General features: G+C 66.4%; 19 protein-coding genes. 12 read left to right on the top strand and 7 right to left on the bottom strand.

Features of this window, described 5'->3' with window-relative positions; all coding sequences use genetic code 11:
- Window positions 1–82: 82 nt before the first annotated feature.
- Window positions 83–730 carry a LysE family translocator gene (locus tag BCO18175_RS15255; RefSeq protein WP_174982067.1) on the bottom strand — a complete coding sequence of 216 codons (648 nt, stop codon included), beginning with the start codon at window positions 728–730 and terminating at the stop codon, window positions 83–85.
- 110 nt (window positions 731–840) lie between these two features.
- Between BCO18175_RS15255 and BCO18175_RS15250 the strand changes: the two genes are divergently transcribed.
- Window positions 841–1692, top strand: a complete 852-nt coding sequence (locus tag BCO18175_RS15250) for a LysR substrate-binding domain-containing protein (protein WP_174982065.1) — start codon at window positions 841–843, stop codon at window positions 1690–1692.
- Window positions 1693–1714: 22 nt separating this feature from the next.
- Here BCO18175_RS15250 and BCO18175_RS15245 read toward each other — a convergent pair whose 3' ends face one another.
- The gene (locus BCO18175_RS15245) at window positions 1715–2611 is read right to left on the bottom strand and encodes a LysR substrate-binding domain-containing protein (protein ID WP_174982064.1); all 897 of its coding nucleotides are present in this window, start codon (window positions 2609–2611) and stop codon (window positions 1715–1717) included.
- Between the two features lie 152 nt (window positions 2612–2763).
- Between BCO18175_RS15245 and ydiJ the strand changes: the two genes are divergently transcribed.
- Window positions 2764–5817 carry a D-2-hydroxyglutarate dehydrogenase YdiJ gene (gene ydiJ, locus BCO18175_RS15240; protein WP_174982062.1) on the top strand — a complete coding sequence of 1018 codons (3054 nt, stop codon included), beginning with the start codon at window positions 2764–2766 and terminating at the stop codon, window positions 5815–5817.
- A gap of 157 nt (window positions 5818–5974) precedes the next feature.
- Here ydiJ and BCO18175_RS40880 read toward each other — a convergent pair whose 3' ends face one another.
- The gene (locus BCO18175_RS40880) at window positions 5975–6103 is read right to left on the bottom strand and encodes a hypothetical protein (RefSeq protein ID WP_302480655.1); all 129 of its coding nucleotides are present in this window, start codon (window positions 6101–6103) and stop codon (window positions 5975–5977) included.
- A 61-nt stretch (window positions 6104–6164) separates the two neighbouring features.
- A complete protein-coding gene (gene choX / locus BCO18175_RS15235; RefSeq protein WP_174982060.1) occupies window positions 6165–7112 on the bottom strand; it encodes a choline ABC transporter substrate-binding protein in 948 nt (315 codons plus the stop codon).
- Window positions 7113–7422: 310 nt separating this feature from the next.
- Here choX and BCO18175_RS15230 point away from each other — a divergent pair, with 310 nt between their 5' ends.
- The 9 genes from BCO18175_RS15230 to BCO18175_RS15190 all read left to right on the top strand — a co-directional run bounded on the left by BCO18175_RS15230 (window position 7423) and on the right by BCO18175_RS15190 (window position 16817).
- A complete protein-coding gene (locus BCO18175_RS15230) occupies window positions 7423–8565 on the top strand; it encodes an aromatic ring-hydroxylating oxygenase subunit alpha (RefSeq protein WP_174982058.1) in 1143 nt (380 codons plus the stop codon).
- A gap of 108 nt (window positions 8566–8673) precedes the next feature.
- Window positions 8674–9603 (top strand): 3-keto-5-aminohexanoate cleavage protein, encoded by a 930-nt coding sequence (locus BCO18175_RS15225; RefSeq protein ID WP_174982056.1) that lies wholly within the window; start codon window positions 8674–8676, stop codon window positions 9601–9603.
- A 44-nt stretch (window positions 9604–9647) separates the two neighbouring features.
- Window positions 9648–11075 carry a gamma-aminobutyraldehyde dehydrogenase gene (locus BCO18175_RS15220; RefSeq protein ID WP_174982054.1) on the top strand — a complete coding sequence of 476 codons (1428 nt, stop codon included), beginning with the start codon at window positions 9648–9650 and terminating at the stop codon, window positions 11073–11075.
- 76 nt (window positions 11076–11151) lie between these two features.
- Window positions 11152–12132, top strand: a complete 981-nt coding sequence (locus BCO18175_RS15215) for a PDR/VanB family oxidoreductase (protein WP_174982052.1) — start codon at window positions 11152–11154, stop codon at window positions 12130–12132.
- A 65-nt stretch (window positions 12133–12197) separates the two neighbouring features.
- Window positions 12198–13199, top strand: a complete 1002-nt coding sequence (locus BCO18175_RS15210) for a 3-hydroxyacyl-CoA dehydrogenase NAD-binding domain-containing protein (RefSeq protein ID WP_174982050.1) — start codon at window positions 12198–12200, stop codon at window positions 13197–13199.
- 70 nt (window positions 13200–13269) lie between these two features.
- Window positions 13270–13749: a thioesterase family protein gene (locus tag BCO18175_RS15205; protein WP_174982048.1), complete on the top strand. Its 480-nt coding sequence runs from the start codon at window positions 13270–13272 to the stop codon at window positions 13747–13749.
- A 131-nt stretch (window positions 13750–13880) separates the two neighbouring features.
- On the top strand, window positions 13881–14774 hold the full coding sequence (locus tag BCO18175_RS15200) for a LysR substrate-binding domain-containing protein (protein ID WP_174982046.1): 894 nt from the start codon (window positions 13881–13883) through the stop codon (window positions 14772–14774).
- Window positions 14775–14854: 80 nt separating this feature from the next.
- Complete coding sequence (locus BCO18175_RS15195; protein ID WP_174982044.1) at window positions 14855–15829, top strand: GlxA family transcriptional regulator; 975 nt, start codon at window positions 14855–14857, stop codon at window positions 15827–15829.
- 79 nt (window positions 15830–15908) lie between these two features.
- Window positions 15909–16817 (top strand): choline ABC transporter substrate-binding protein, encoded by a 909-nt coding sequence (locus BCO18175_RS15190; RefSeq protein WP_254608094.1) that lies wholly within the window; start codon window positions 15909–15911, stop codon window positions 16815–16817.
- Between the two features lie 217 nt (window positions 16818–17034).
- On the opposite strand, the gene BCO18175_RS15185 is transcribed toward BCO18175_RS15190, so the two are convergent.
- The 3 genes from BCO18175_RS15185 to BCO18175_RS15175 form a co-directional block, all read right to left on the bottom strand.
- Entirely contained in the window at window positions 17035–17337 is a 303-nt protein-coding gene (locus BCO18175_RS15185) for an XRE family transcriptional regulator (RefSeq protein WP_174982039.1), read from the bottom strand.
- 87 nt (window positions 17338–17424) lie between these two features.
- Window positions 17425–18579, bottom strand: coding sequence for a branched-chain amino acid ABC transporter substrate-binding protein (locus BCO18175_RS15180; protein ID WP_174982037.1), 1155 nt, complete (start codon window positions 18577–18579; stop codon window positions 17425–17427).
- A 640-nt stretch (window positions 18580–19219) separates the two neighbouring features.
- Window positions 19220–20119: a DMT family transporter gene (locus tag BCO18175_RS15175; RefSeq protein ID WP_174982036.1), complete on the bottom strand. Its 900-nt coding sequence runs from the start codon at window positions 20117–20119 to the stop codon at window positions 19220–19222.
- A 57-nt stretch (window positions 20120–20176) separates the two neighbouring features.
- On the opposite strand from BCO18175_RS15175, the gene BCO18175_RS15170 reads away from it, so the two are divergent.
- Complete coding sequence (locus BCO18175_RS15170; RefSeq protein ID WP_174982034.1) at window positions 20177–21163, top strand: LysR substrate-binding domain-containing protein; 987 nt, start codon at window positions 20177–20179, stop codon at window positions 21161–21163.
- The last annotated feature ends 19 nt before the right edge of the window (window positions 21164–21182 follow it).

Genomic DNA, 21182 nt, shown 5'->3' with positions numbered 1-21182 from the left:
CCGAAGGCGGGTTCCTGGCGCTACGGCTGGTCGGCGACGTTGCCGGCCAGCCGCTTCCGGTTCGGCGGCCCGTTCGCGGCCGTCACGCCATACCCGCCATCCTCGACGCATCGATCACCATCTGCACGCCGAGCCCGCCAAGAATGAGCCCCATCGCCCAGCGCTGCGCGAGGAGCAGCGTCGGGCGCCCGTGCAGGAACTTCGCGATGCTGCTCGAGCAGATCGCCACCAGCCCGTTCGCGGAAGCGAATGCGGCGATCAGCAGCGAACCGAGAAACAGCGATTGCCCGAGCACGCTGCCGTTCCGGTAGTCGATGAACTGCGGCAGCAACGAAATGAACAGCATCGCGAGCTTCGGGTTCAGCACGCTGGTCGTCGCGCCCATCGCGAGCAGCCGAAGCGGGCGCTCGCTCGGCAACGCCTGCACCTCGAACGGCGAGCGGCCGCCGGGCCTGACGGCCTGCCACGCGAGATACAGCAGGTATGCCGCGCCGACCACAGCCAACGCGCTGCCCGCATAGGGCACGCTCATGAACAGCGTCGTGATGCCGAACGCCGCGCCGAACATGTAGAACAGGTAGCCGATCATCACGCCGCCGAGCGAGATGAGCCCCGCCGTGCGACCTTGCGCGATCGAGCGCGACATCACGTAGACCATGTTCGGTCCGGGCGTGACCGCGAGCATGCCGCCGATGACGAGAAATCCGTAGAGCGATCCGGACGTATGCATGTCTGATGATTCCTGCAACGAGTGAGGGCTGACGGGATTCATTGTCCGACCGTGGAGGAGAACAGTAAAACGGGATAAACTGAATTGATTGATCAGTTTTTCTGAAGACGATGAAAAAGCTCGACCTCGATGTGCTCGCGATGGTGGTGGCCGTGGCGGAATCCGGATCGTTCGCGCAGGGCGCGCAGAACGTGCACCGGTCGCCGTCGGCGGTGAGCATGCAGATCAAGGCGCTGGAAGATGCGCTCGGCAAGCCGCTCTTCATCCGCGATACGCGCAACGTGACGCCGACCGACGACGGCATGATGCTCGCCGAATACGGCCGCCGGATGCTGGCGATGCGCGACGAGGCATGGGCGTCGGTCGTGCGCCCGGAGATCCGCGGCCGCGTGACGATCGGCGTGCCCGACGACTACATTTCTTCGTTGCTGCCGCAGGTGCTCGGCAAGTTCGCCGCGATGCATCCGCGCGTGGAAATACGCGTGATCGGCCAGCCGAGCAGCGCACTCGTGCCGATGCTGAAGGACAACACGGTCGACCTCGCATGCCTCACGCGGATCAAGGGCGTGACCGGCGAGCTGATCCGGCTCGAACCGCTCGTCTGGGCCGGGTCGCCGAAGCGCAACGTATGGGAAGAGCGGCCGCTGCCGGTGGCGTTTTTCACGCACGGGGGCAGCGCGGCGCGCGATCACGCGGTCAAGGCGCTGAACCGGCGGAAGATCCCGTACCGGATGTCGTATGAAAGCCCGAGCCACCTCGGCCTGCTCAGCATGGTGGAGGCCGGGCTCGCGGTTGCGCCGCTGGCGCGCTGCTGCGTTCCGGATCATCTCGTGCAGCTGTCGGAAAGCCACGGGCTGCCGCCGCTCGGTGAAATGGAGGTCGTGCTCGCGCGCAGCGCGCAGTCCGCGCGCCCGCCGTGCGACTACCTGGCCGAGCAGATTCTCGGCGAATGGCGCACCTGAGCGGCCCGCCGGCGGCCGCGCTTCAGCACGACTTCAGCAGCCATTCGCGGAACGCGACGAGCGACGGCAGCGTCTCGTTCCCCGGCGGGTAGACGAGGTAGTAGCTGCGCTGGCTGGTGATCGCGTCGCCGATCGACACGAGTTCGTGGCGGCTCAGCTCGTCTTCCACCAGCACCTTCGGCACCAGCCCGATCCCCATTCCGGCCCGCACGGCCTGGATCAGGTGCGACGTCAGCTCGAAGCTCGGGCCGATGCGCATCTGCCGATGGTCGAGCCGATAGTGCGAGAACCATTCCGCCCATGCCTGCTGGTTGCTCGTCACGCCGAGCAGCGTCTGCTTCGCAGCCCACGCGGGCGTGTGCGCGTCGGCCTTGCGGCGGCTTCCGCTGCCCGTGTCGGGCGGCGCGATCGCGATCAGGAACTCGTTGTACAGCCGGTGCGCGTGCAGGCCCGGCCAGTCGCCCGCGCCGACGGTAATGGCCGCATCGAGGTCGTCGTTGAGGAAGTCGATGCCGCCGATCCGCGAATGAAGGTGCACGGTCACGCCCGGATGCGCGGCGTAGAAGTCGTGCAGGTGCGGCAGCAGCCATTTCGAGCCGAATGTGGGCAGCGTCGCGAGCCGCAGCGTGCCGGCGCCCGCCTGGTGCGACATCGCCTGCAGCGTCGCGCCGCGGATGCGCCCCAGCGCACCGCTCAGCTCGGTGAAGTAGCGGCGCCCGACTTCGGTCAGCTTCACCGAGCGGCCCTCGCGCCGGAACAGCGCCACGCCGAGCTGATCCTCGAGGGTCTGGACCTGCCGGCTGATCGCGCTCTGGCTCAGCGACAGCTCCTCGGCCGCGCGCGTGTAGCTTTCATGCCGCGCGGCGGCCTCGAACACGAGCAGCAGCGACATCGACGGGGTGAGGCGACGGTAATTCATGAGTTTTATGCAATATTCGGCGGAGCAGAATTCGTTTGTTTCTCGCGAAGTATCCAAAGATACTGGAAATCCCGGTCGCGTGGAAACTTGCTAAAAAATCATGTTTCGGCCACGCGAACCGGCCGGCTCCACCCACACTGCGCCTTTACCCCATGTCGATCGCCCCGTTGCCCCGTCCCGCCAGCCCGCCCGCGCATGCGTACCGTGACTTTCTCGCCGCGCTGCAGGCCGCCGGATTCGCCGGGGAAATCCGCGCGGACCATGCGAACCGGACGGTGCAGGCCACCGACAACTCGATCTACCAGCGTCTGCCGCAAGCGGTGATCTGCCCCGCGCATGCGGACGACGTGCGGCTGCTGGCGCGGCTGCTTGCCGAGCCCGCGCATCGCGACGTCGCGGTGGCCGCGCGCGGCGGCGGCACGGGCACCAACGGGCAGTCGCTGACCGACGGCGTGGTCGTCGACCTGTCGCGCAACATGAACCGGATCCTCGAAATCGATGTCGAGCAGCGCTGGGTGCGCGTGCAGGCGGGTGTCGTCAAGGATCAGCTCAACGCGGCGCTGAAGCCGCACGGGCTGTTTTTCGCGCCGGAACTGTCGACCTCGAACCGCGCGACCGTCGGCGGGATGATCAACACCGACGCGAGCGGGCAGGGCAGCTGCACGTACGGCAAGACGCGCGACCACGTGCTCGAGCTCGATTTCGTGCTGATGGGCGGCGAGCACCTGCACAGCGACGCGCTCGCCGGCGACGAGCTGGAGCGCCGCTGCGCGCGGCAGGACCGCATCGGCAAGGTGTACCGCACCGCGCGGCGCATCAGCGACGACAAGGCGGCGCTGATCGAAGCGAAGTTCCCGAAGCTCAACCGCTGCCTGACCGGCTATGACCTCGCGCACCTGCGCGAACCCGACGGGCGCTTCAACCTGAACAGCGTGCTGTGCGGCGCCGAAGGCTCGCTCGGCTTCGTCGTCGAGGCGAAGCTCAACGTGCTGCCGATCCCGAAGTATTCGGTGCTGGTCAACGTGCGCTACGCGGGCTTCATGGACGCGCTGCGCGACGCGCGCGCGCTGCTCGCGCACGAGCCGCTGTCGATCGAGACGGTCGACTCGAAGGTGCTGATGCTGGCGATAAAGGACTTCGTGTGGAGCAGCGTGTCCGAGTATTTCCCGCAGGACGACGCTCGGCCGACGCTCGGCATCAACCTGATCGAATTCAGCGGCGACGATGCGGATGACGTCGACGCGCGCGTGCGCGCGTTCGTCGACCATCTGCGCACCGATACGAGCGTGGAGCGCCTGGGCCACACGCTCGCGGCCGGCGACGACGCGGTGAAGCGCGTGTATGCGATGCGCAAGCGCGCGGTCGGCCTGCTCGGCAACGTGCAGGGCGAGGCGCGCCCGCAGCCGTTCGTCGAGGACACCGCGGTGCCGCCCGAGAACCTTCCCGCGTACATCGCCGAATTCCGCGCGCTGCTCGACGGCCACGGGCTGCAATACGGGATGTTCGGGCACGTCGATGCGGGCGTGCTGCACGTGCGGCCGGCGCTCGACATGAAGGACCCGAAGCAGGCGGCGCTGGTGCGGCCCGTGTCGGACGCGGTGGCCGAGCTTACGCAGCGCCACGGCGGCCTGTTGTGGGGCGAGCACGGCAAGGGCGTGCGCTCCGAATATGCGCCGGCGTTTTTCGGCGAGCTGTATCCGTCGCTGCAGCAACTGAAGGCCGCGTTCGATCCGTACAACCAGTTCAACCCGGGCAAGATCGCGACGCCGCCGGAGCACACGATGCGGCTGCTGAAGATCGACGAGGTGCCGACGCGCGGTGACCACGACCGGCAGATCGACGAGCGCGTGTGGCAGAGCTACGGCACCGCGATGCACTGCAACGGCAACGGCGCGTGCTACAACTTCGATCCCGACGACGCGATGTGCCCGTCGTGGAAGGCGACGCGCGAACGCGTGCAATCGCCGAAGGGGCGTGCGTCGCTGATGCGCGAATGGTTGCGCCTGCAAGGGCAGGCCGGCGTCGACGTCGTCGCGGCGGCGCGCGCGCGGCAGCCGTTCCTGAGCGGCCTTGCCACGCGCTGGCGCAACAGCCGCGCGGCGCGCAGCGGCGAAGCCGATTTTTCGCACGAGGTGTACGACGCGATGGCAGGGTGCCTCGCGTGCAAGTCGTGCGCGGGGCAGTGCCCGGTGAAGGTGAACGTGCCGGAGTTTCGCTCGCGCTTCCTCGAGCTGTATCACCAACGCTATCTGCGGCCGCTGCGCGACTACCTGATCGGCTCGCTCGAATTCACGATGCCGTGGATGGCTCGGGTGCCCGCGCTGTACAACGGGCTGATGCGCTCGGGATGGGTGCGCACGGTGCTGGAGCGGCACGTCGGCATGGTCGACAGCCCGCTGCTGAGCCGCTTCGATCTCGCGGCCGTGATCCGTCAATGGCGCGTGAAGCCGGCCGACCCGCAGGCGCTTGCCGCGCTGAGCGACGCGCAGCGCGCGCGCAGCGTCGTCATCGTGCAGGACACGTTCACGCGCTACTTCGAACCCGAACAACTGGCGACGCTGATCGAGCTGGCGGCGCGCACGGGCTTTCAGGTGTGGCTCGCGCCGCTCGCGCCGAACGGCAAGGCGCTGCACGTGCAGGGCTTTCTGCGCGCGTTCGAGCAGGTGGCGATCCTCAATGCGACGCAGTTGGCCGCGCTGGCGCGCTCGGGCGTCGCGCTGGTCGGCCTCGATCCGGCGATGACGCTCACGTATCGGCAGGAATACCTGAAGGTGACGGGGCTCACCGATGTGCCGAAGGTCGCGCTGCCGCAGGAATGGCTGCTGCAGGCGCTGCCGGAAGCCGGTGACGATGCAGGCGGCGTGCCCGCGTCGTACCGGTTGCTGCCGCACTGCACCGAGAAGACCAATGCGCCCGACAGCGGCAAGCAATGGGCGCAGGTGTTCGCGCGGCGCGGGCTGCGTTTGCAGGTCCAGGCGGCCGGGTGCTGCGGGATGTCGGGCACCTACGGGCACGAGGCGCGCAATCTCGCGACGTCGAAGACGATCTACTCGCAGTCGTGGGCCGCGCACGTGGACGGGCCGGAGGACGAGGGCGAGGCGCTGGCGACCGGCTATTCGTGCCGCAGCCAGGTGAAGCGGATGTCGTCGAAGCAGGTGCGCCATCCGCTGCAGGCGCTGCTCGATCACGTGCGGGCGGCGGGGTGACGATCGGGGGAACCGTCCGTCGTCGCGGACACGCGGCTGCCGACCGGTAGCGCATTCAAGTCGAGCTTTGATTTTTCGGCGCCCGCCGGACGGTGACGAATGTTCGGCACGGCTTCGCCTGCCGCCCCCGTGGCTTGCCCCGCGTCGGCCGGCTGCGTTATCGCCGGTTCCTCGCTTCATCCACCATCGAGCACCACCGCTCCAGCGGATGCCGGGTGAGCAGCGCTGCGCAATGAATCGCAAGCGCCGGCAGGCGGCGCAGGAAACCCTTCCATCGATCGGCCATCGTTTTCTCCGGTGTCCCGTTTGCGAAGCGGGCGATGTCTGGCGCCCCCGCCATCCATCGCCTATAGCCCGAGCGCCGCTTTCACCGTGGCAAGCCCGCTCTTGCCGTCGAAGCTCGTCACACCGTCGAGCCAGCCGTCGAGCACGTCGGGATGTTGCCGGAGGTACGCCCTTGCCGCGTCGTCCGGCCGGGTCTTGTTCATCACGTCGAGCATCAACCGGTTTTCCATGTCGGTCGTAAAGCGCAGGTTCGACACCAGCCGCCCGGCATTCGGGCAACGTTGCGCAAAGCCGTTGGCCGTCAGCGTATACACCCTGGCTTCGCCGTAGTTCGGGCCGAACGATGCGTCGCCGCCGGACAGATACTGGATCGGCACCTGGATGTTCATCGGGTGAGGCGCCCAGCCGATGAATACCACCCACTTCTTTTCGCGCACCGCGCGCTGGACGGTGACCAGCATCCCGGCTTCGCTCGATTCGACGAGTTTGAACCCGCGCAGGCCGTGCTCGTTGTTGTCGATCATCCGTTGAATCGTGGCGTTCGCGCTGCTGCCCGGTTCGATCCCGTAGATCTTGCCGTCGAGTTCGGCCCGGTGCTTCGCGATGTCGTCGAACGACCGGAGGCCGTGCTGGTACGCATAGTCGACCGTGGCGAGCGTCTCTTTCGCGCCGGACAGGTTCGGCGGCTCGAGCTTGACGAACGCATGCGAATCGAGGAACGGCTGGATCTGCTTGTCTTGAATCGGCCACCAATAGCCGAGCGACACGTCGATCTGCCGGCTTTTCAGTCCGGCGAAGGAGATCGGCACGGACGACAGCGTCGTCGCCGGACGATAGCCGAGACTCTCGAACAGCAGCGACGCCAGCGCCGTGGTGACCGTAATGTCGGTCCAGCCGATATTCGAGAGCCGCACCGGCCGACACGCTGCGTCGTCTTGCGCGGAAGCCATGCCGGGCAGCGACGACGCGAGGACCAGCGTTGTCAGCATGCGAGCCATTCTGGATTTCATGTTCGGGCCGGGAGAAAGGGTTGACGGGGCAAGGGTTTCGAAAGGCACCCATGTTCGCGCGTGAAGAGTGGGGCCGCGCTGCACACCATGCTAGCGAAGCCGCCGGAACGGGAAACCGGCAATTGCGACATCAAGTTATGAAAATCGGCCGGCTCGTGACGTTGCCGCGCGTGCGTTCGTCCTGCCCAAGTTTTTTTGGGGCAAATGGCTTTTTTTTCATCGTTTGCGAAGGCAACGGCCGATGCGTAACTTCAGCACCGAAGCGCAACTTGCCGAATCGAAAATCCCGTCCCCCTTTCAGGAGCATGCAATGAGCGAATGTCTCGCGCAGCAGGACCTCGAGATCGCCGGCCGTGCATTCAATGCGAAGGACGTCGCCGCCTCGTCGACGCTGAATGCGAAGTGCTACACGGACCCGAAGTACTTTGACGCGGAAATGGACGCCGTCTTCCGACGATCGTGGCAGTGGGTGTGTCATGCGGAAAAGGTGCGCGAGCCGGGCGCCTACTATGTGGCCGACGTGGCCGGCCGGAGCATCGCCGTGGTGCGCGACCGGGCCGGCAGCCTGCGCGCGTTCTACAACGTCTGCAAGCACCGCGCGCATCACCTGCTTGCCGGCGAAGGCAAGGCGCGCGTGATCACGTGCCCGTATCACGCGTGGAGCTACAACCTCGATGGCGGCCTGCGCCAGGCGCCGATGACGGAGACGCTGGTCGACTTCAGGAAGGAGGACATCTGCCTGTCGCAAGTGCAGGTCGAGGAGTTCTGCGGGTTCGTGTACGTGAACATGGACCCGGGCGCCGCGTCGCTCGCGTCGCAAAGCGGCGATCTGAAGGCCGAGATCGACCGGTTCGCGCCGGACGTCGGCACGCTGACGTTTGCGCGCCGCCTGCAGTTCGATATCCGGTCGAACTGGAAGAACGTCGTCGACAACTTCCTCGAGTGCTACCACTGCCCGACCGCCCACAAGGATTTCGTGAGCCTGCTCCAGTTCGACACCTACAAGGTGACGACGCACGGGATCTACTCGAGCCACATGGCGAAAGGCGGCAACGCCGGCAATACGGCCTACAGCGTCGAAGGCGCGACCTGCGACGACCACGCGGTGTGGTGGGTCTGGCCCAACACGTGCCTGCTGCGCTACCCGGGCCGCGCGAATTTCCTCGTGCTGAACATCATCCCGGTGGCGCCCGATCGCACGATCGAGACCTACGACTTCTACTTCGAATCCGCCGAGCCGACGCCGCAGGAGATCGAGGCGATCAACTACGTCCGCGACGTGCTGCAGCAGGAGGACATCGACCTCGTCGAGAGCGTGCAGCGCGGGATGAGCACGCCCGCGTTCGAAAGCGGCCGGATCGTGAGCGATCCGCGGCAGTCGGGCATGAGCGAGCACGCGCTTCATCACTTCCACGGGCTGGTGCTGAAGGCCTACCAGGACGCACTGAAGTAACGCGTTCGCGCCATGCCGGCGCGGTCGAATCGTATTGCGAACACCGGTGTGTCGTGGCGAACGGGATCGCGGCGACACCGGCCAACCTGCCCAGTCAAGGTCATCTCCATGTCGAACAGCATCATCATCACGTGCGCGGTAACGGGCGGCATCCACACGCCCACCATGTCGCCGCACCTGCCCATCACGCCCGCGCAGATCGCGGCGGAATCGATCGCGGCGGCCGAAGCCGGCGCATCGATCATCCATCTGCATGCGCGTGACCCGGAAACGGGGCGGCCGACGCCCGACCCGAAAGTATTCATGCAGTTCCTGCCCGTCATCAAGGCGAACAGCGACGCGATCATCAACGTGTCGACTGGCGGCGGCCTCGGCATGACGCTCGAACAGCGTCTCGAGGCGGCACTCGTCGCGAAGCCCGAGATGGCGTCGCTCAACTGCGGGTCGCTCAATTTCGGCATCTTCCCGATGCTGCAGAAGCACACCGAATGGCAGCACGACTGGGAGCCCGCGTTCCTCGACATGACGCGCGACTTCGTGTTCAAGAACACGTTCAAGGACATCGAATACACGCTGCGCGAACTCGGCGATACGCACGGAACGCGCTTCGAGTTCGAGTGCTACGACCTCGGCCACCTGTACAACCTCGCGTATTTCGTCGACAAGGGGCTGCTGAAGCCGCCGTTCTTCATCCAGATGATCTTCGGGATCCTCGGCGGGATGGGCGCCGATACGGACAACCTGAGCCATCTGCACAGCATTGCGCAACGCCTGTTCGGCGACGGTTTCGAATGGTCCGTCCTCGCTGCGGGGCGCAACCAGATGAAATTCGCGACGCAGTCGGCCGTCATGGGCGGGAACGTGCGCGTCGGGCTCGAGGACAACCTGTACATCGACCGCGGCCAGCTGGCGGCGTCGAACGCCGACCAGGTCCGCAAGATCCGGCGCATCGTCGAGGAACTCGGCTTCAAGGTCGCGACGCCCGCCGAAGCCCGCGCGCGGCTGGGCCTGAAGGGCCGCGACCAGGTCGGATTCTGACGGCGGTCGAACATCTTTCCGGATCTCAAACAGGTCGATTAGTCATGCAAACGATGAACCTGATCAATGGTGAGCGGGTGGCGGGCGACGGAGAAGCGTTTCCGGTCGTCAACCCGGCGACGGGCGACACCGTTGTCACGATGCGCGATGCGTCTGACGAGCAGGTCGATGCGGCCGTCGCGGCGGCGGCCTCGGCATTCCCGTCGTGGTCCGCGACGCCGCCGGGCGTGCGCGCGGCAGGCCTGCTCGCGCTGGCGGATGCGATCGAGGAACGCGCGGACGAGTTCGCGGCGCTCGAATCGCTGAACTGCGGCAAGCCGTTGCACGCGGTGAAGGCGGACGAGCTTCCGTTGACCGTCGACGTGTTTCGGTTCATGGCCGGCGCGGCGCGGTGCGTGTCGGCATCCAGCGCGGGCGAGTACGTGGCCGGGTTCACGTCGATGATCCGGCGCGACGCGGTAGGCGTGGTGGGATCGATCGCGCCGTGGAACTATCCGCTGATGATGGCGGCGTGGAAGCTGGCGCCGGCGCTGGCGGCCGGCTGCCCGGTCGTCCTGAAGCCGTCGGAACTCACACCGCTGACGTCGCTGCGTGTCGCGGAACTCGCGGCCGAGATCTTTCCGCGCGGCGTCGTCAACGTGGTCGTCGGCCGCGGCGCCACCACGGGCAACGCGCTGATCAACCATCGTCAGCTCGATCTCGTGTCGCTGACCGGCGGCCCCGCGACGGCGAGCCGGATTCTCGAGGCATCGTCGCGCAAGCTGATGCATACGCACATGGAGCTGGGCGGGAAGGCGCCGGTCATCGTGTTCGACGACGCGAACCTGGACGCGGCCGTCGAAGGCATACGCGGCGCGGCGTTCTTCAACGCCGGGCAGGATTGTGCGCAGCCTTGCCGGCTCTACGTCGAGGACAGGATCTACGACACCTTCGTCGCGGATCTGGCGAATCGCGTCGCGACGATCCGGCTCGGCGCACCGGACGATTCGCGTACCGAAATGGGGCCGGTGATCTCCGAAGGCCATCGCCGGCGTATCGCCGGCTTCGTGGACCGCGCGCGTGACCTGCGCCATGTGGAGATCGTGACCGGCGGGCGTGAAGTCGCCGGCGGCGGCTACTTCTACGAGCCGACGATCGTCGCGAATGCACGGCAGGACGACGAGATCGTTCAGCGCGAGGTGTTCGGCCCGGTCATTTCCATCACGCGGTTCAGCGGCGCGGAACAGGCGATTCATCACGCGAACGACAGCCCGTATGGCCTCGCGTCGTCGATCTGGACGCGCGACGTGGGAAAGGCGATGACGGTCGCGTCACGCCTGCGGTGCGGCATCACGTGGATCAACGCGCATGGCGTGGCCACCGCCGAAATGCCGCACGGCGGCATGAAGGCTTCGGGATACGGGAGCGACATGTCCGTCTACGCGCTCGAGAACTACACGACCGTGCGGCACGTACAGATCGCACACGTGTAGCGGACGATTTTCGGCGAGCGGGTATCGCCTGCCGGCGAACCGGCGGCGACCCGGCATCCACTCTCCAGAGGTAACGATGACGCAACATCAAAGCGGCGCACTGGACCGTCAGGTGCTGATCGTGCGGGCCGTGGCCGACGAGGCCAACGGCATTCGGAGCTACGCGCTGGCCAGGGAAGACGATGCGGACCTGCCTGCCTACGAACCGGGCGCGCACGTGGCCGTCCATCTGGAAAACGGCATCACCCGACAGTATTCGCTTTATGAAGCGGCCGGGGTCCGGAACACCTACCGGATCGCCGTATTGAAGGATCCGGCCAGCCGTGGCGGCTCGCGCTTTGTCCATGATCAGGTGGGTGTCGGCGCGCAGGTACGGATCAGCGGGCCGTTCAACCATTTTCCGATGGCGGTAGGCGCGACGTCGTCGCTGCTGATCGCGGGCGGCATCGGGATCACGCCGATCCTGTCGATGGCATATCGCCTGTTCAGCGAAGGGCAGCCGTTCGCGCTGCACTACTGCGCGCGGCGCGAGCAGGACGCGGCGTTCGTCGATCTCCTGCGGCGCGGTGTGCCGTTCGCGGCGCACGTCCACCTGCATTTCGACGGGGGCGATCCGGGCAAGGGGCTCGACGTCCGGTCGCTGCTGTCCGACGCGACGGAAGGCCGCCATCTCTATTGCTGCGGCCCCGGCGGCCTGATGAACGCGGTGGAAGCCGCGGCATCGCACTGGCCGGCGGGAACCGTGCATTTCGAGCGCTTCGCGGCCGAGCCGGTGGGTACGGCGGAGAACACGGCGTTCCGGATCCATCTGTGCAGATCCGGCCTGGACCTGGACGTGCCCGCCGACAAGAGTGTTCTGCAGGTGTTGAAGCAGGCGGGGTTCGACATCAGCACGGTCTGTGAGCAGGGCGTGTGCGGCGCATGCCTGACCGACGTGGTCGACGGCGTGCCGGAGCATCGCGACCACATCCTGACCGACGACGAGAAGCGCGCGAACGACGTGATGGCGGTGTGTTGTTCCCGGTCGAAATCGCCTCGACTGGTGCTGGACTTGTAAAAACCCCGGCGGGCGGATATCGGCCGCCTGTCTCCCGATACTCGAATTCAGGATGGAAGAGCACGATGAGCACGCTGCATGACATGCCTCATGGCATCGAAGTCGTAGGCATTCTCGGCGCCGGCACGATCGGCGCAAGCTGGGCCGCGCTGTTTCTGGCGGCCGGGCTGGAGGTCGACGTATACGATCCGTCGCCGGAAGGGGAGGCGTTCGTTCGCGACTATGTGCGTCACGCGTGGCCGAGCCTGGAGCGGCTGGGGTTGGCGCGGCGGGGCGACCCGGGACGGCTGCGCTTCGTGGCGACGCCCGAGGAAGCCGTGGCCCGCGCGCAGTTCGTGCAGGAAAGCGTGCCCGAGCGGATCGACGTCAAGCACGCGCTGTACCGGCGCATCGAGGATCATCTCGATCCCCGCGCGATCGTCTGCTCCAGCGCATCGGGCCTGCTGGTGAAGGAAATGCAGGCGGGCTGGAAGAATCCGGGCCGTTTCATCCTCGGGCATCCGTTCAATCCGCCCCATCTGATTCCGCTGGTCGAGCTGCTGGGCAACGAGAAGACCGAGCCCGGCGTGCTGGAGCTCGCCGAGCAGTTCTATGCCGCATGCGGAAAGATCACGATCCGGGTCAACAAGGAAGTGCCGGGCCACGTCGCGAACCGGCTGCAGGCGGCACTGTGGCGGGAGGCGATTCATCTGGTGGTCGAAGGGGTCGCGACGGTCGGCGACGTCGACAAGGCCGTCTCCGCCGGCCCGGGCCTGCGATGGTCGGTCATGGGGCCGCACATGCTGTTCAACCTCGGCAGCGGCGGCCACGGGCTCGGCGTCTTCTGCGAGCGTTTTGCGCCGTCGTTCCATCGCTGGTGGGACGATCTCGGCCATCCGACGCTCGATCCGCAGACGATCCAGATGCTGGTCGACGGCGTGAAGGCGGAAGAAGGCGGCCGGCAGTTTCACGACCTGGCGGCGGAGCGCGACCGCAAGATCGTCGAAGCGAGCAAGGCGATCACGGATGCGGCGTATCCGACCCGCGCGATCGATGTGGTGGGCGAGCGGAAGGTCGCGGCCCGATGAAACCCTCCGGGCGCCGGCCGGGAAGCCGCCGCCCGGCCTACGTTGACGACACGTCGAAGGAGGGCGCCAGATGCACGCGGAACTCGAGGTCCATGAAGGGCAGGTACGCGCGGAGTGGATCGACTACAACGGGCACATGAACGACGCGTGCTACGTGCGCGTGTTCAGCGAGTCGATCGACCGGTGGCTGGACAGCATCGGGATGGACGACGCATTCCGGTCTCGCGAGCGGGTGTCGGTCTATACGCTGCAGACCGTCGTTCATTACCTGAAGGAAATCGGCACGGGCGCGCCGTTCGTCGTCACGGCACGCGTGCTCGAGCACGACAGCAAGAAATGTCGGGTTTTCCTGACCATGCGGCACCCGATCGACGCCGAACACTTTGCTACGATGGAAGCCCTTTTGCTGCACGTCGACATGACGCTTCGGCGCAGCACGGCGTTTCGCGCGCAGACGCTGGCGCGGCTCGAAGCGCTGTTCGCCGCGCAGCGAGATACCCGCTGGCCGGTGCAGGCGGGTCGAGGCATTTCACTGGTGAAAGGGCAGTGATGTTCGCGTCGATGAAACTGCGCGGCTCGGGCGGCAACGCGCGTTGCGCCGGCGCGGCGGCCCGCCCGCTTCGACGCGCCGCAATACGACCGACTTCCGTCCCGAGAGAAGCCCCCGACATGGTTAGCCGCTTGAAGCACCTCCCGCCGCTGTCGTATCTCACCGCGTTCGAGGCAGCGGCCCGGCACGAAAGCTTCACGAGTGCCGCCGAGGAACTGTGCGTGACGCAGAGCGCGATCAGCCGGCAGATCCGGTTGCTCGAGGAAACGCTGGGCTGCGCGTTGTTCGTGCGGTCTCACAAGGCGGTGTCGCTCACCGACGGCGGGCGGAAGTTTCAGCGGACCGTCAATGCGGCGCTGGATCTGCTGGCTGCCGCCGCGTACGAGTTGCGCGTGCAGGCGTCTACGTCGACGGTCACGGTGTCGGCGGATCTGGCGATCGCGTCGCACTGGCTGATTCCGCGCCTGCCGAAGTTTCGGGCCGAGCATCCGGAGATCATCATTCACGTCGATGCGTCGGACGAGGACACGCGAAACATCCGCGAAGGCGCGGACCTGGCGATTCAGTTCGGCGACGGCTACTGGCCGGCCTGCAACGCGCGCTTCCTGCTCGAGGAAGAGATCTTCCCGGTGTGCACGCCGGCGTATCTGGCCCGACTCGCGCCGATGGCGCACACGCGGGATCTGCTGCGCGCCACGCTGATCCATCTGGAGACGCGTCATTGGGACTGGATGGACTGGGCGACCTGGTTCGCGCATCACGACATCGCGCTGACCGAGCCGCGGCAGGATCTCTACATCAACAACTATCCGGCGGTCCTGCAGGCCGCGATGGGCGGGCAGGGCATCGCGATGGGGTGGCGCTATCTGGCCGACGACATGCTGGCGACCGGGGTGCTGGTGCGGCCGATCGAGACCTCGGTGCGGACCGGCCGCGGGTTTTATCTGCTGCACCCGAGCGATACCTTGTTGAGCCCGGAGGCGCGGATCTTCTGCGACTGGATCGTCGGGCAATGCACGGAATAGGGGCGGCCGGCGGCGGGTGAAAGCGGGCGCCGTCCGGCAGGCATGATGCCGGTTGAATAGAGGTTGAGAGGATCGATGCGATGAAATCGACATTCAGTCATTTCGGATTCCTGATATTGGAAAAGTATTCGATGATCGCGCTGACGAGTGCGATCGAGGCACTGCGAATGGCCAACCAGCTGCTCGGCTTCTCCCGCTACGACTGGACGATTTACTCGGTCGACGAAACGGCGATCCGCGCCAGTAACGGTATCGTCGCGGGGCCGGCGTGTCCGCTGGACCTCGCCGCGAGCATGCCCGACGTGATGTTCGTCTGCGGCGGATGGGACGTCCGGGACGCCGTGGACGACGGAACGAAACGACTGCTGCGGACCCTGGCCGGGCGCGGGGTCGCGGTGGGCGGGCTGTGCACGGGGGCTTATGCATTGATGGCGAGCGGCCTGCTCGACGGCTATCGCTGCGCGGTTCACTGGGAGGTGCTGTCCGAGCTGCATGCCGAATTTCCGGACGTCCGTTTCGTCGACGAACTCTTCGCCATCGACCGCGATCGCCTCACCTGCACCGGTGGAACGGCACCGCTGGACCTGATGCTGCACCTGATCACGTCGGATCTCGGGCCGCCGATGGCGCGGCACATCTCCGAGCAATTCTCGATCGAGCGGGTCAGGGCCGTGACCGATCCCCAGCCGATTCCCATCGCGTCGCGGGTGGGTTTTTCACGCGAGGAACTGATCGAGACGGTGCGGCTGATGGAGGCGAATATCGAGGAGCCGCTGACCGTGCCGGATCTGGCCCGGTTGACAGGCGTATCGATGCGCCACCTGCAGCGCGTCTTCAGGGAGGCACTGGACATGACGCCGCACGAGTACTACGTCGGCCTGCGCTTGAAGCGTGCGCGGAAGCTGATCCGCTACTCGAACATGTCGATCGCGAACGTCACGAAGACCTGCGGATTCCAGAGCGTGACGCATTTCAGCAAGGCCTTTCGCACTTTTTTCGGACACGCACCGAGTCACGAACGCCGGGCCCGCGAATCGGCCGGTGCGCTGGCCTGATCCCGATCATTTCAACGACGCAACCCGAGGTATCACCATGAATCGAACTGGTATGGCTGCACTGGTCGCCGCAGTGTGCATGTCCGCGGCGGCCCATTCCGCCGGCGCGGCGGAGCCGGCAACCTGCAGGAACGTGCGGATGGCCGATGTCGGCTGGAGCGACATCGCGGCGACGACCGGGCTGGCCACCACGATGCTGACCGCGCTGGGCTACAACCCGTCGAAGACCATCGCATCGGTGCCGATCACGTTTGCCGGGGTCAAGAGCAAGCAGATCGACATTTTCCTCGGCTACTGGTCGCCGTCGATGGATCCGATCATCGCGCCGTTCGTCAAGAGCGGCTCGATCAAGGTCCTTCCCGAGCCGAACCTGAAAGGCGCGAAATTCACGTTGGCGGTGCCGGACTACGTGTATCAGGCGGGGCTCAGGACGTTCGCGGATCTGCCGAAGTATGCGGACAAGCTGCAGAACCGCATTTACGGGATCGAACCGGGGAACGACGGCAACCAGTTGATCGGCAAGATGATCCGGGAGAACAAGGACGGGATCGGCAAGTTCAAGCTGGTCGAGTCGAGCGAGGCGGGCATGCTCGTCGAGCTCAACCGGGCCGTTCGGGACAAGCAGTGGATCGTGTTTCTGGCCTGGGAGCCTCATCCGATGAATGCGCAATACCGGATCAATTACCTGTCCGGTGGCGATGACGTGTTCGGCCCGAACTACGGTGAGGCCAAGGTGTTCACGGTCGAGCCGCCGGATTACGAGGCGCGGTGCCCGAACGTCGCGAAGTTCGCGTCGAACCTGCACTTCACGACCGAGCTCGAGAATCATTTGATGATTCCGATCATGAACCATCAGGATCCGAACCAGGCCGCGGCGCAATGGCTGAAAAAGAACACGTCGATGCTGGACACGTGGCTGGCCGGCGTCACGACGTTCGATGGCAAGCCGGCGCTACAGGCGGTGAAAGCGTATCTCGCTGCGCACTAGCGTCGGGTCGACGCAGGCAGGCGAGTGGCGGCGCGGCGCGGAGGGGCGGTTTCGCATCTTCCGCGCGGCAGGGTGCGACGGGGTTGCCGCGGGATCGCGATCGGCGCGAATGGCGGTGCCGGGAATCCTGCGGCGACACGCCATCTGGTGAAGCGCGGCGGTTACCGGGCGCTGGCTGCGGCTAACGGCCGTCGGCCTGGAACAATGCTGCCGCGGCTCATGACTCGACGTCGTGGTTCGTTTCGGAACGCGGTTTATCCGCCGCAGGAAAGGTGCCGCCGCCGCGCGGCCGTTTCGGTTCGATCCGCATTTGCCGGATCACGCGCCGGAAATCGATCTCGTGCGCAGCCATCGTGCCGATCAGTTTCGCGATGACCGCGAGGTGGGACGGAACCGTGCCCTTGCTCGAATAGTTCGTGATCGAACTTTCGTTCATCCGGATCAGCCGGGCGAACTCGCGCGCCGTCAGCTGTGCCTTCTTCAACTCCTGTTGAAATTCCGCATACGCCATTGCACACATGATGCTTCGTCTCCGTGAATCAGAAATCGGCCCGCGCGGCGCCGGCGCCGACGGGTGGCGTCCCCGTCGTGCCGGCGCCGCGGCGGGTTACATCTTCACCTGGTCGACGAAGGTCTTCTTGCCGCCCTTGTAGCCGTAGATCGAGATGATCCCGTGCGTCAGGTCGCCCTTCGAATCGAACGTCGTCGTGCCGATCACGCCGTCGTACTTCGTGGCTGGCATCGCGGCGAGGATCTTCGCCGGATCGGTCGAGTTCGCGCGCTTCATCGCGTCGACCGCGATGTAGACCGCGTCATACGCGAACGGCGCATCGAACTTGATGCCCTGGTTGAAGCGCTTCTGGTACTTCGCGAGGAAGTCCGCGCCGCCCGGCATCTTCTCGAGCGCAGCGCCTGCCTGCGAGCACGTCACGTTGTCGGCCGCCGGGCCGGCCAGATCGGCCAGCGAGTCGGTGCACACGCCGTCGCCCGACAGGATCTTCGCGCGCAGGCCGAGCTGCTTCGCCTGCTTCGCGAGCGGGCCGCCGGTGGCGTCCATGCCGCCGTACATGATCGCGTCCGGGTTCTCGCCCTTGACCTTGGTGAGAATCGCGCGGAAGTCGACCGCCTTGTCGTTGGTCGCGTCGTGCGACAGCACCTTCAGGCCGAGCGCCTTGGCCTTCTTCTCGAACTCGTTCGCGAGGCCCTGGCCGTACGCGGTCGAATCGTCGATCACCGCCACGCTCTTCACGCCCTTCGACTGCGCGTAGCTCGCGAGCGCCGGGCCTTGCTGCGCGTCGGTCGCGACCACGCGGTAGGTGGTCTTGAAGCCTTGCTGCGTGTAGGTCGGGTTCGTGGCCGACGGCGAGATCTGCACGATGCCCGCGTCGCTGTAGATCTTCGACGCCGGGATCGACGTGCCCGAGTTCAGGTGGCCGATGACGGCGACGACCTTGTCGTCGACGAGCTTCTGCGCGACCTGCGTGGCCTGGCGCGGGTCGGCCGCGTCATCCTGCGCATCGAGTTGCAGCGTGATCTTCTTGCCGCCGATCGTGAGCCCCTTCGCATTGATTTCCTCGACCGCGAGGCGCGCACCGTTCTCGTTGTCCTTGCCGAGGTGCGAGATGCCGCCCGTCGTCGGTTCGACGCTGCCGATCTTCACGACCTGGTCGGCCATCGCGGTCGACGCGGCCGCGAACGCGGCGGCAGCCAGTGCGACGGTGATCAGGGGTTTGCAGCGCATGCCGACAGTGCTTCGTTCCATCTGCCATCTCCGAATTGAATTTTCTTGCTATTGACGTCTCGACCGGCCGACGGCGAGGTCGGGGCGATCGGACGAGTCTCCGTACCCGTCATGGGCTTCACTGCATCGCGTCCTGCCCCGCGACGTGCCGCCCGGGAGAGCGGGCGAATCGGGGCCTGATACGGTGCAATTCGTATGAATATATATGAAGCCGATTTTGCGCGCTGCAGCGAATCACGTAGCGGGGCGGCTGCGGCGCGGCCGGCGCCCGACATTCGAAGGCGCCGGATGCCGGAAATCGTGCGCCGCGGCAGGCCACAGGCTGCGATTCGCTGTCGACGGCCTTACGGCCGCATCCATTATTCGGCCGGCGGCCGGGACGAAGCCATGGACACTGATGTGCGGTCAATCCGGAACTGTTCGGTCGATTTGTCTGCACAGTTTGGACGATTTCGATTGCGCATCCGGTTGCGGGGCCCTGTTTCATCGGGATCGATGTTCTTGTTTAACGCAACTAACGGTCAAGCCCGGTAGCGTCCGCGGACTGGTGCGGAACGACAGCCCACACGACGCACTCCGCTTTGCAGATGCCGGGGTTCGTCCCGACCGGCTCGCCTGTGGATCGTCGGGCCGATCGTGCCGCCCCGGTGCGGCTGCGATCCTAGGTACGTCCGCGCAGCGCCACGAAGATCACGCCGGCAATCGCCAGCAGGCCGCCGCACACCGTCTCGATACCGGGCCGCTCGCCTGTCAGCGCCATCGACAGGACCGTCGCGACCGCCGGCGTCAGATAGAGGAAGTTGGCGGCGCGCGCCGCGCCGAAGTAGCCGAGTGCGAAAGTCCAGGTCGCGTAGCCCAATGCAGCGGGGAAGATGCCGAGCACCAGGACTGCCAGCGTCGTATCGCGCGATCCGCTGCCCAGCGCCACGAGCGCGCCCGGCAGCCACGGCGTGAGCAGCAGCGCACCGGCCAGCAGCGTGTACGCGGTGCAGGCCAGCGCGCCGTACACCGGAATCAGCCGCCGCTGCAGCACGAAATAGCTGGCCGAACACAGGGCCGCGCCGAGAATCAGCGTGCTGCCCGCGCCGAGAACGAGGCCGCCCGGCTGCCCGCGCGCGATCACCGCGATACCGGCGAGGCTGACCAGCGAGCCGAGCCAGCCCCAGCGATTGAAGCGCTCGCCAAGAAACACGGCGGCCAGCAGCGCCGTGAAGATCGGCAGCGTGTTCACGATAAAGCTTGCGGCGCCGGCCGATACGGTCTGCTCGCCGGTATTGAGCAGCGCGTTATAGAGCGCGATGCCGAGAAAGCCGCACAGCAGGAAGCGCAACGCGTCGCCGCGTGTCGGCAAGCGCGGCCGTCGCGCTACCAGCCTCGCGATGATCAGCACGGCGGCAGTGGCGAAGCGCGCCGCCGCGAGCTGCAGCGGCGTCAGGCCATGCAGGCCGATCCGGATGAACGGGAAAGCGGATGCCCACGAAACGATCGTGAAGGCGACCGCGCCGGCCGCGACCAGCGGCTGCCGCGCATGGCGCGACGACGGTGTGGAGAGTGTGTTCATGCGGCAATGATGCGGCGTGGCAAGATGCTAAGCTAGCGCACAGATCAGCATGCAGGTATGACCATGATTCACAGCTCGAGCCGGCGGCCGGCCGATGTTTCAACCCGCGCGAAGCGCGCGCCAGCGGCGTCGCCCGCCGCAGCGCCGGCGCCGGGTTCGCGGCTGCCGCTCGCGAGCCTGGAGACGGTGTGCACGGTTGCGCGCGAGGGTTCGTTCCTGGCCGCGGCCGACGTCTCCGGCGTAACGCACGGCGCGATCAGCCGGCGGGTGGCCGCTGTCGAAAACTGGCTCGGTCTGAGGTTGTTCGAACGGCATGCGCGCGGCGTGCGTCTCACGCCGGACGGCCAGCGCTTCGTCGGCCGGATCGAGCAGGCATTCGCGATCATCGACAGTGCGGCTGACCAGTGGCGCTCGCCGCGTACGCCGCGGCTGGTCAGGATGAGCGTGGTGCCGGCCTTCGCGCAGCTCTGGCTGTTCGAGCGCCAGCATGCGCTGGAGAGCGAGGCGCCCGCGTTGCGGATCGAACTCGGCATCGATCTTCGCAACGTGGATATCGCGGGCGGTGAAGCGGACCTGTCGGTCCGGTACGGGCGCGGCAACTGGCGTCAGCTCGAAACCCGCGCGTTCATGCCGGAGCGGCTTTATCCGGTCGCGCATCCGCGGCTCGCCGCGCAACTGGCGAAGGAGCGCCGCCGGCGCGGCGATGCCGCGCTGCTCGACCTGCCGTTGCTGCACGATTCCGATGTGACCGGCTGGCGCACGTGGTTCGATGCATTGGGCGTGCCGTTCAAGCCGCGCGCGCAGGATCGCCGTTTCGAGGATTACAACCTCGTGCTGGCCGCGGCCGAGGCCGGGCTCGGCGTGGCGCTGGCGCGGGTGCCGCTCGCCGACGCCTATTTCAAGCGCAGCGAACTCGTGCGCGTGAGCCGGCACGAGGTCGATTCGGTGCTCCGGTATTACTTCGTGCACGCGAAGGGGGAGAATCGGCCGGAGGTGCTGGCGTTGATGGAGCGGATGCGGGCGGCGGTGGGGGCAGGCAGCTAGCCCTGGCTGGTGTATCGTG

It is taken from the genome of Burkholderia lata (assembly GCF_902499335.1).
GTDB lineage: Bacteria > Pseudomonadota > Gammaproteobacteria > Burkholderiales > Burkholderiaceae > Burkholderia > Burkholderia lata_B.
The sequence above is the reverse complement of the archived record's forward strand: the minus strand, read 5'-3'. Positions and strand labels throughout refer to the sequence as shown.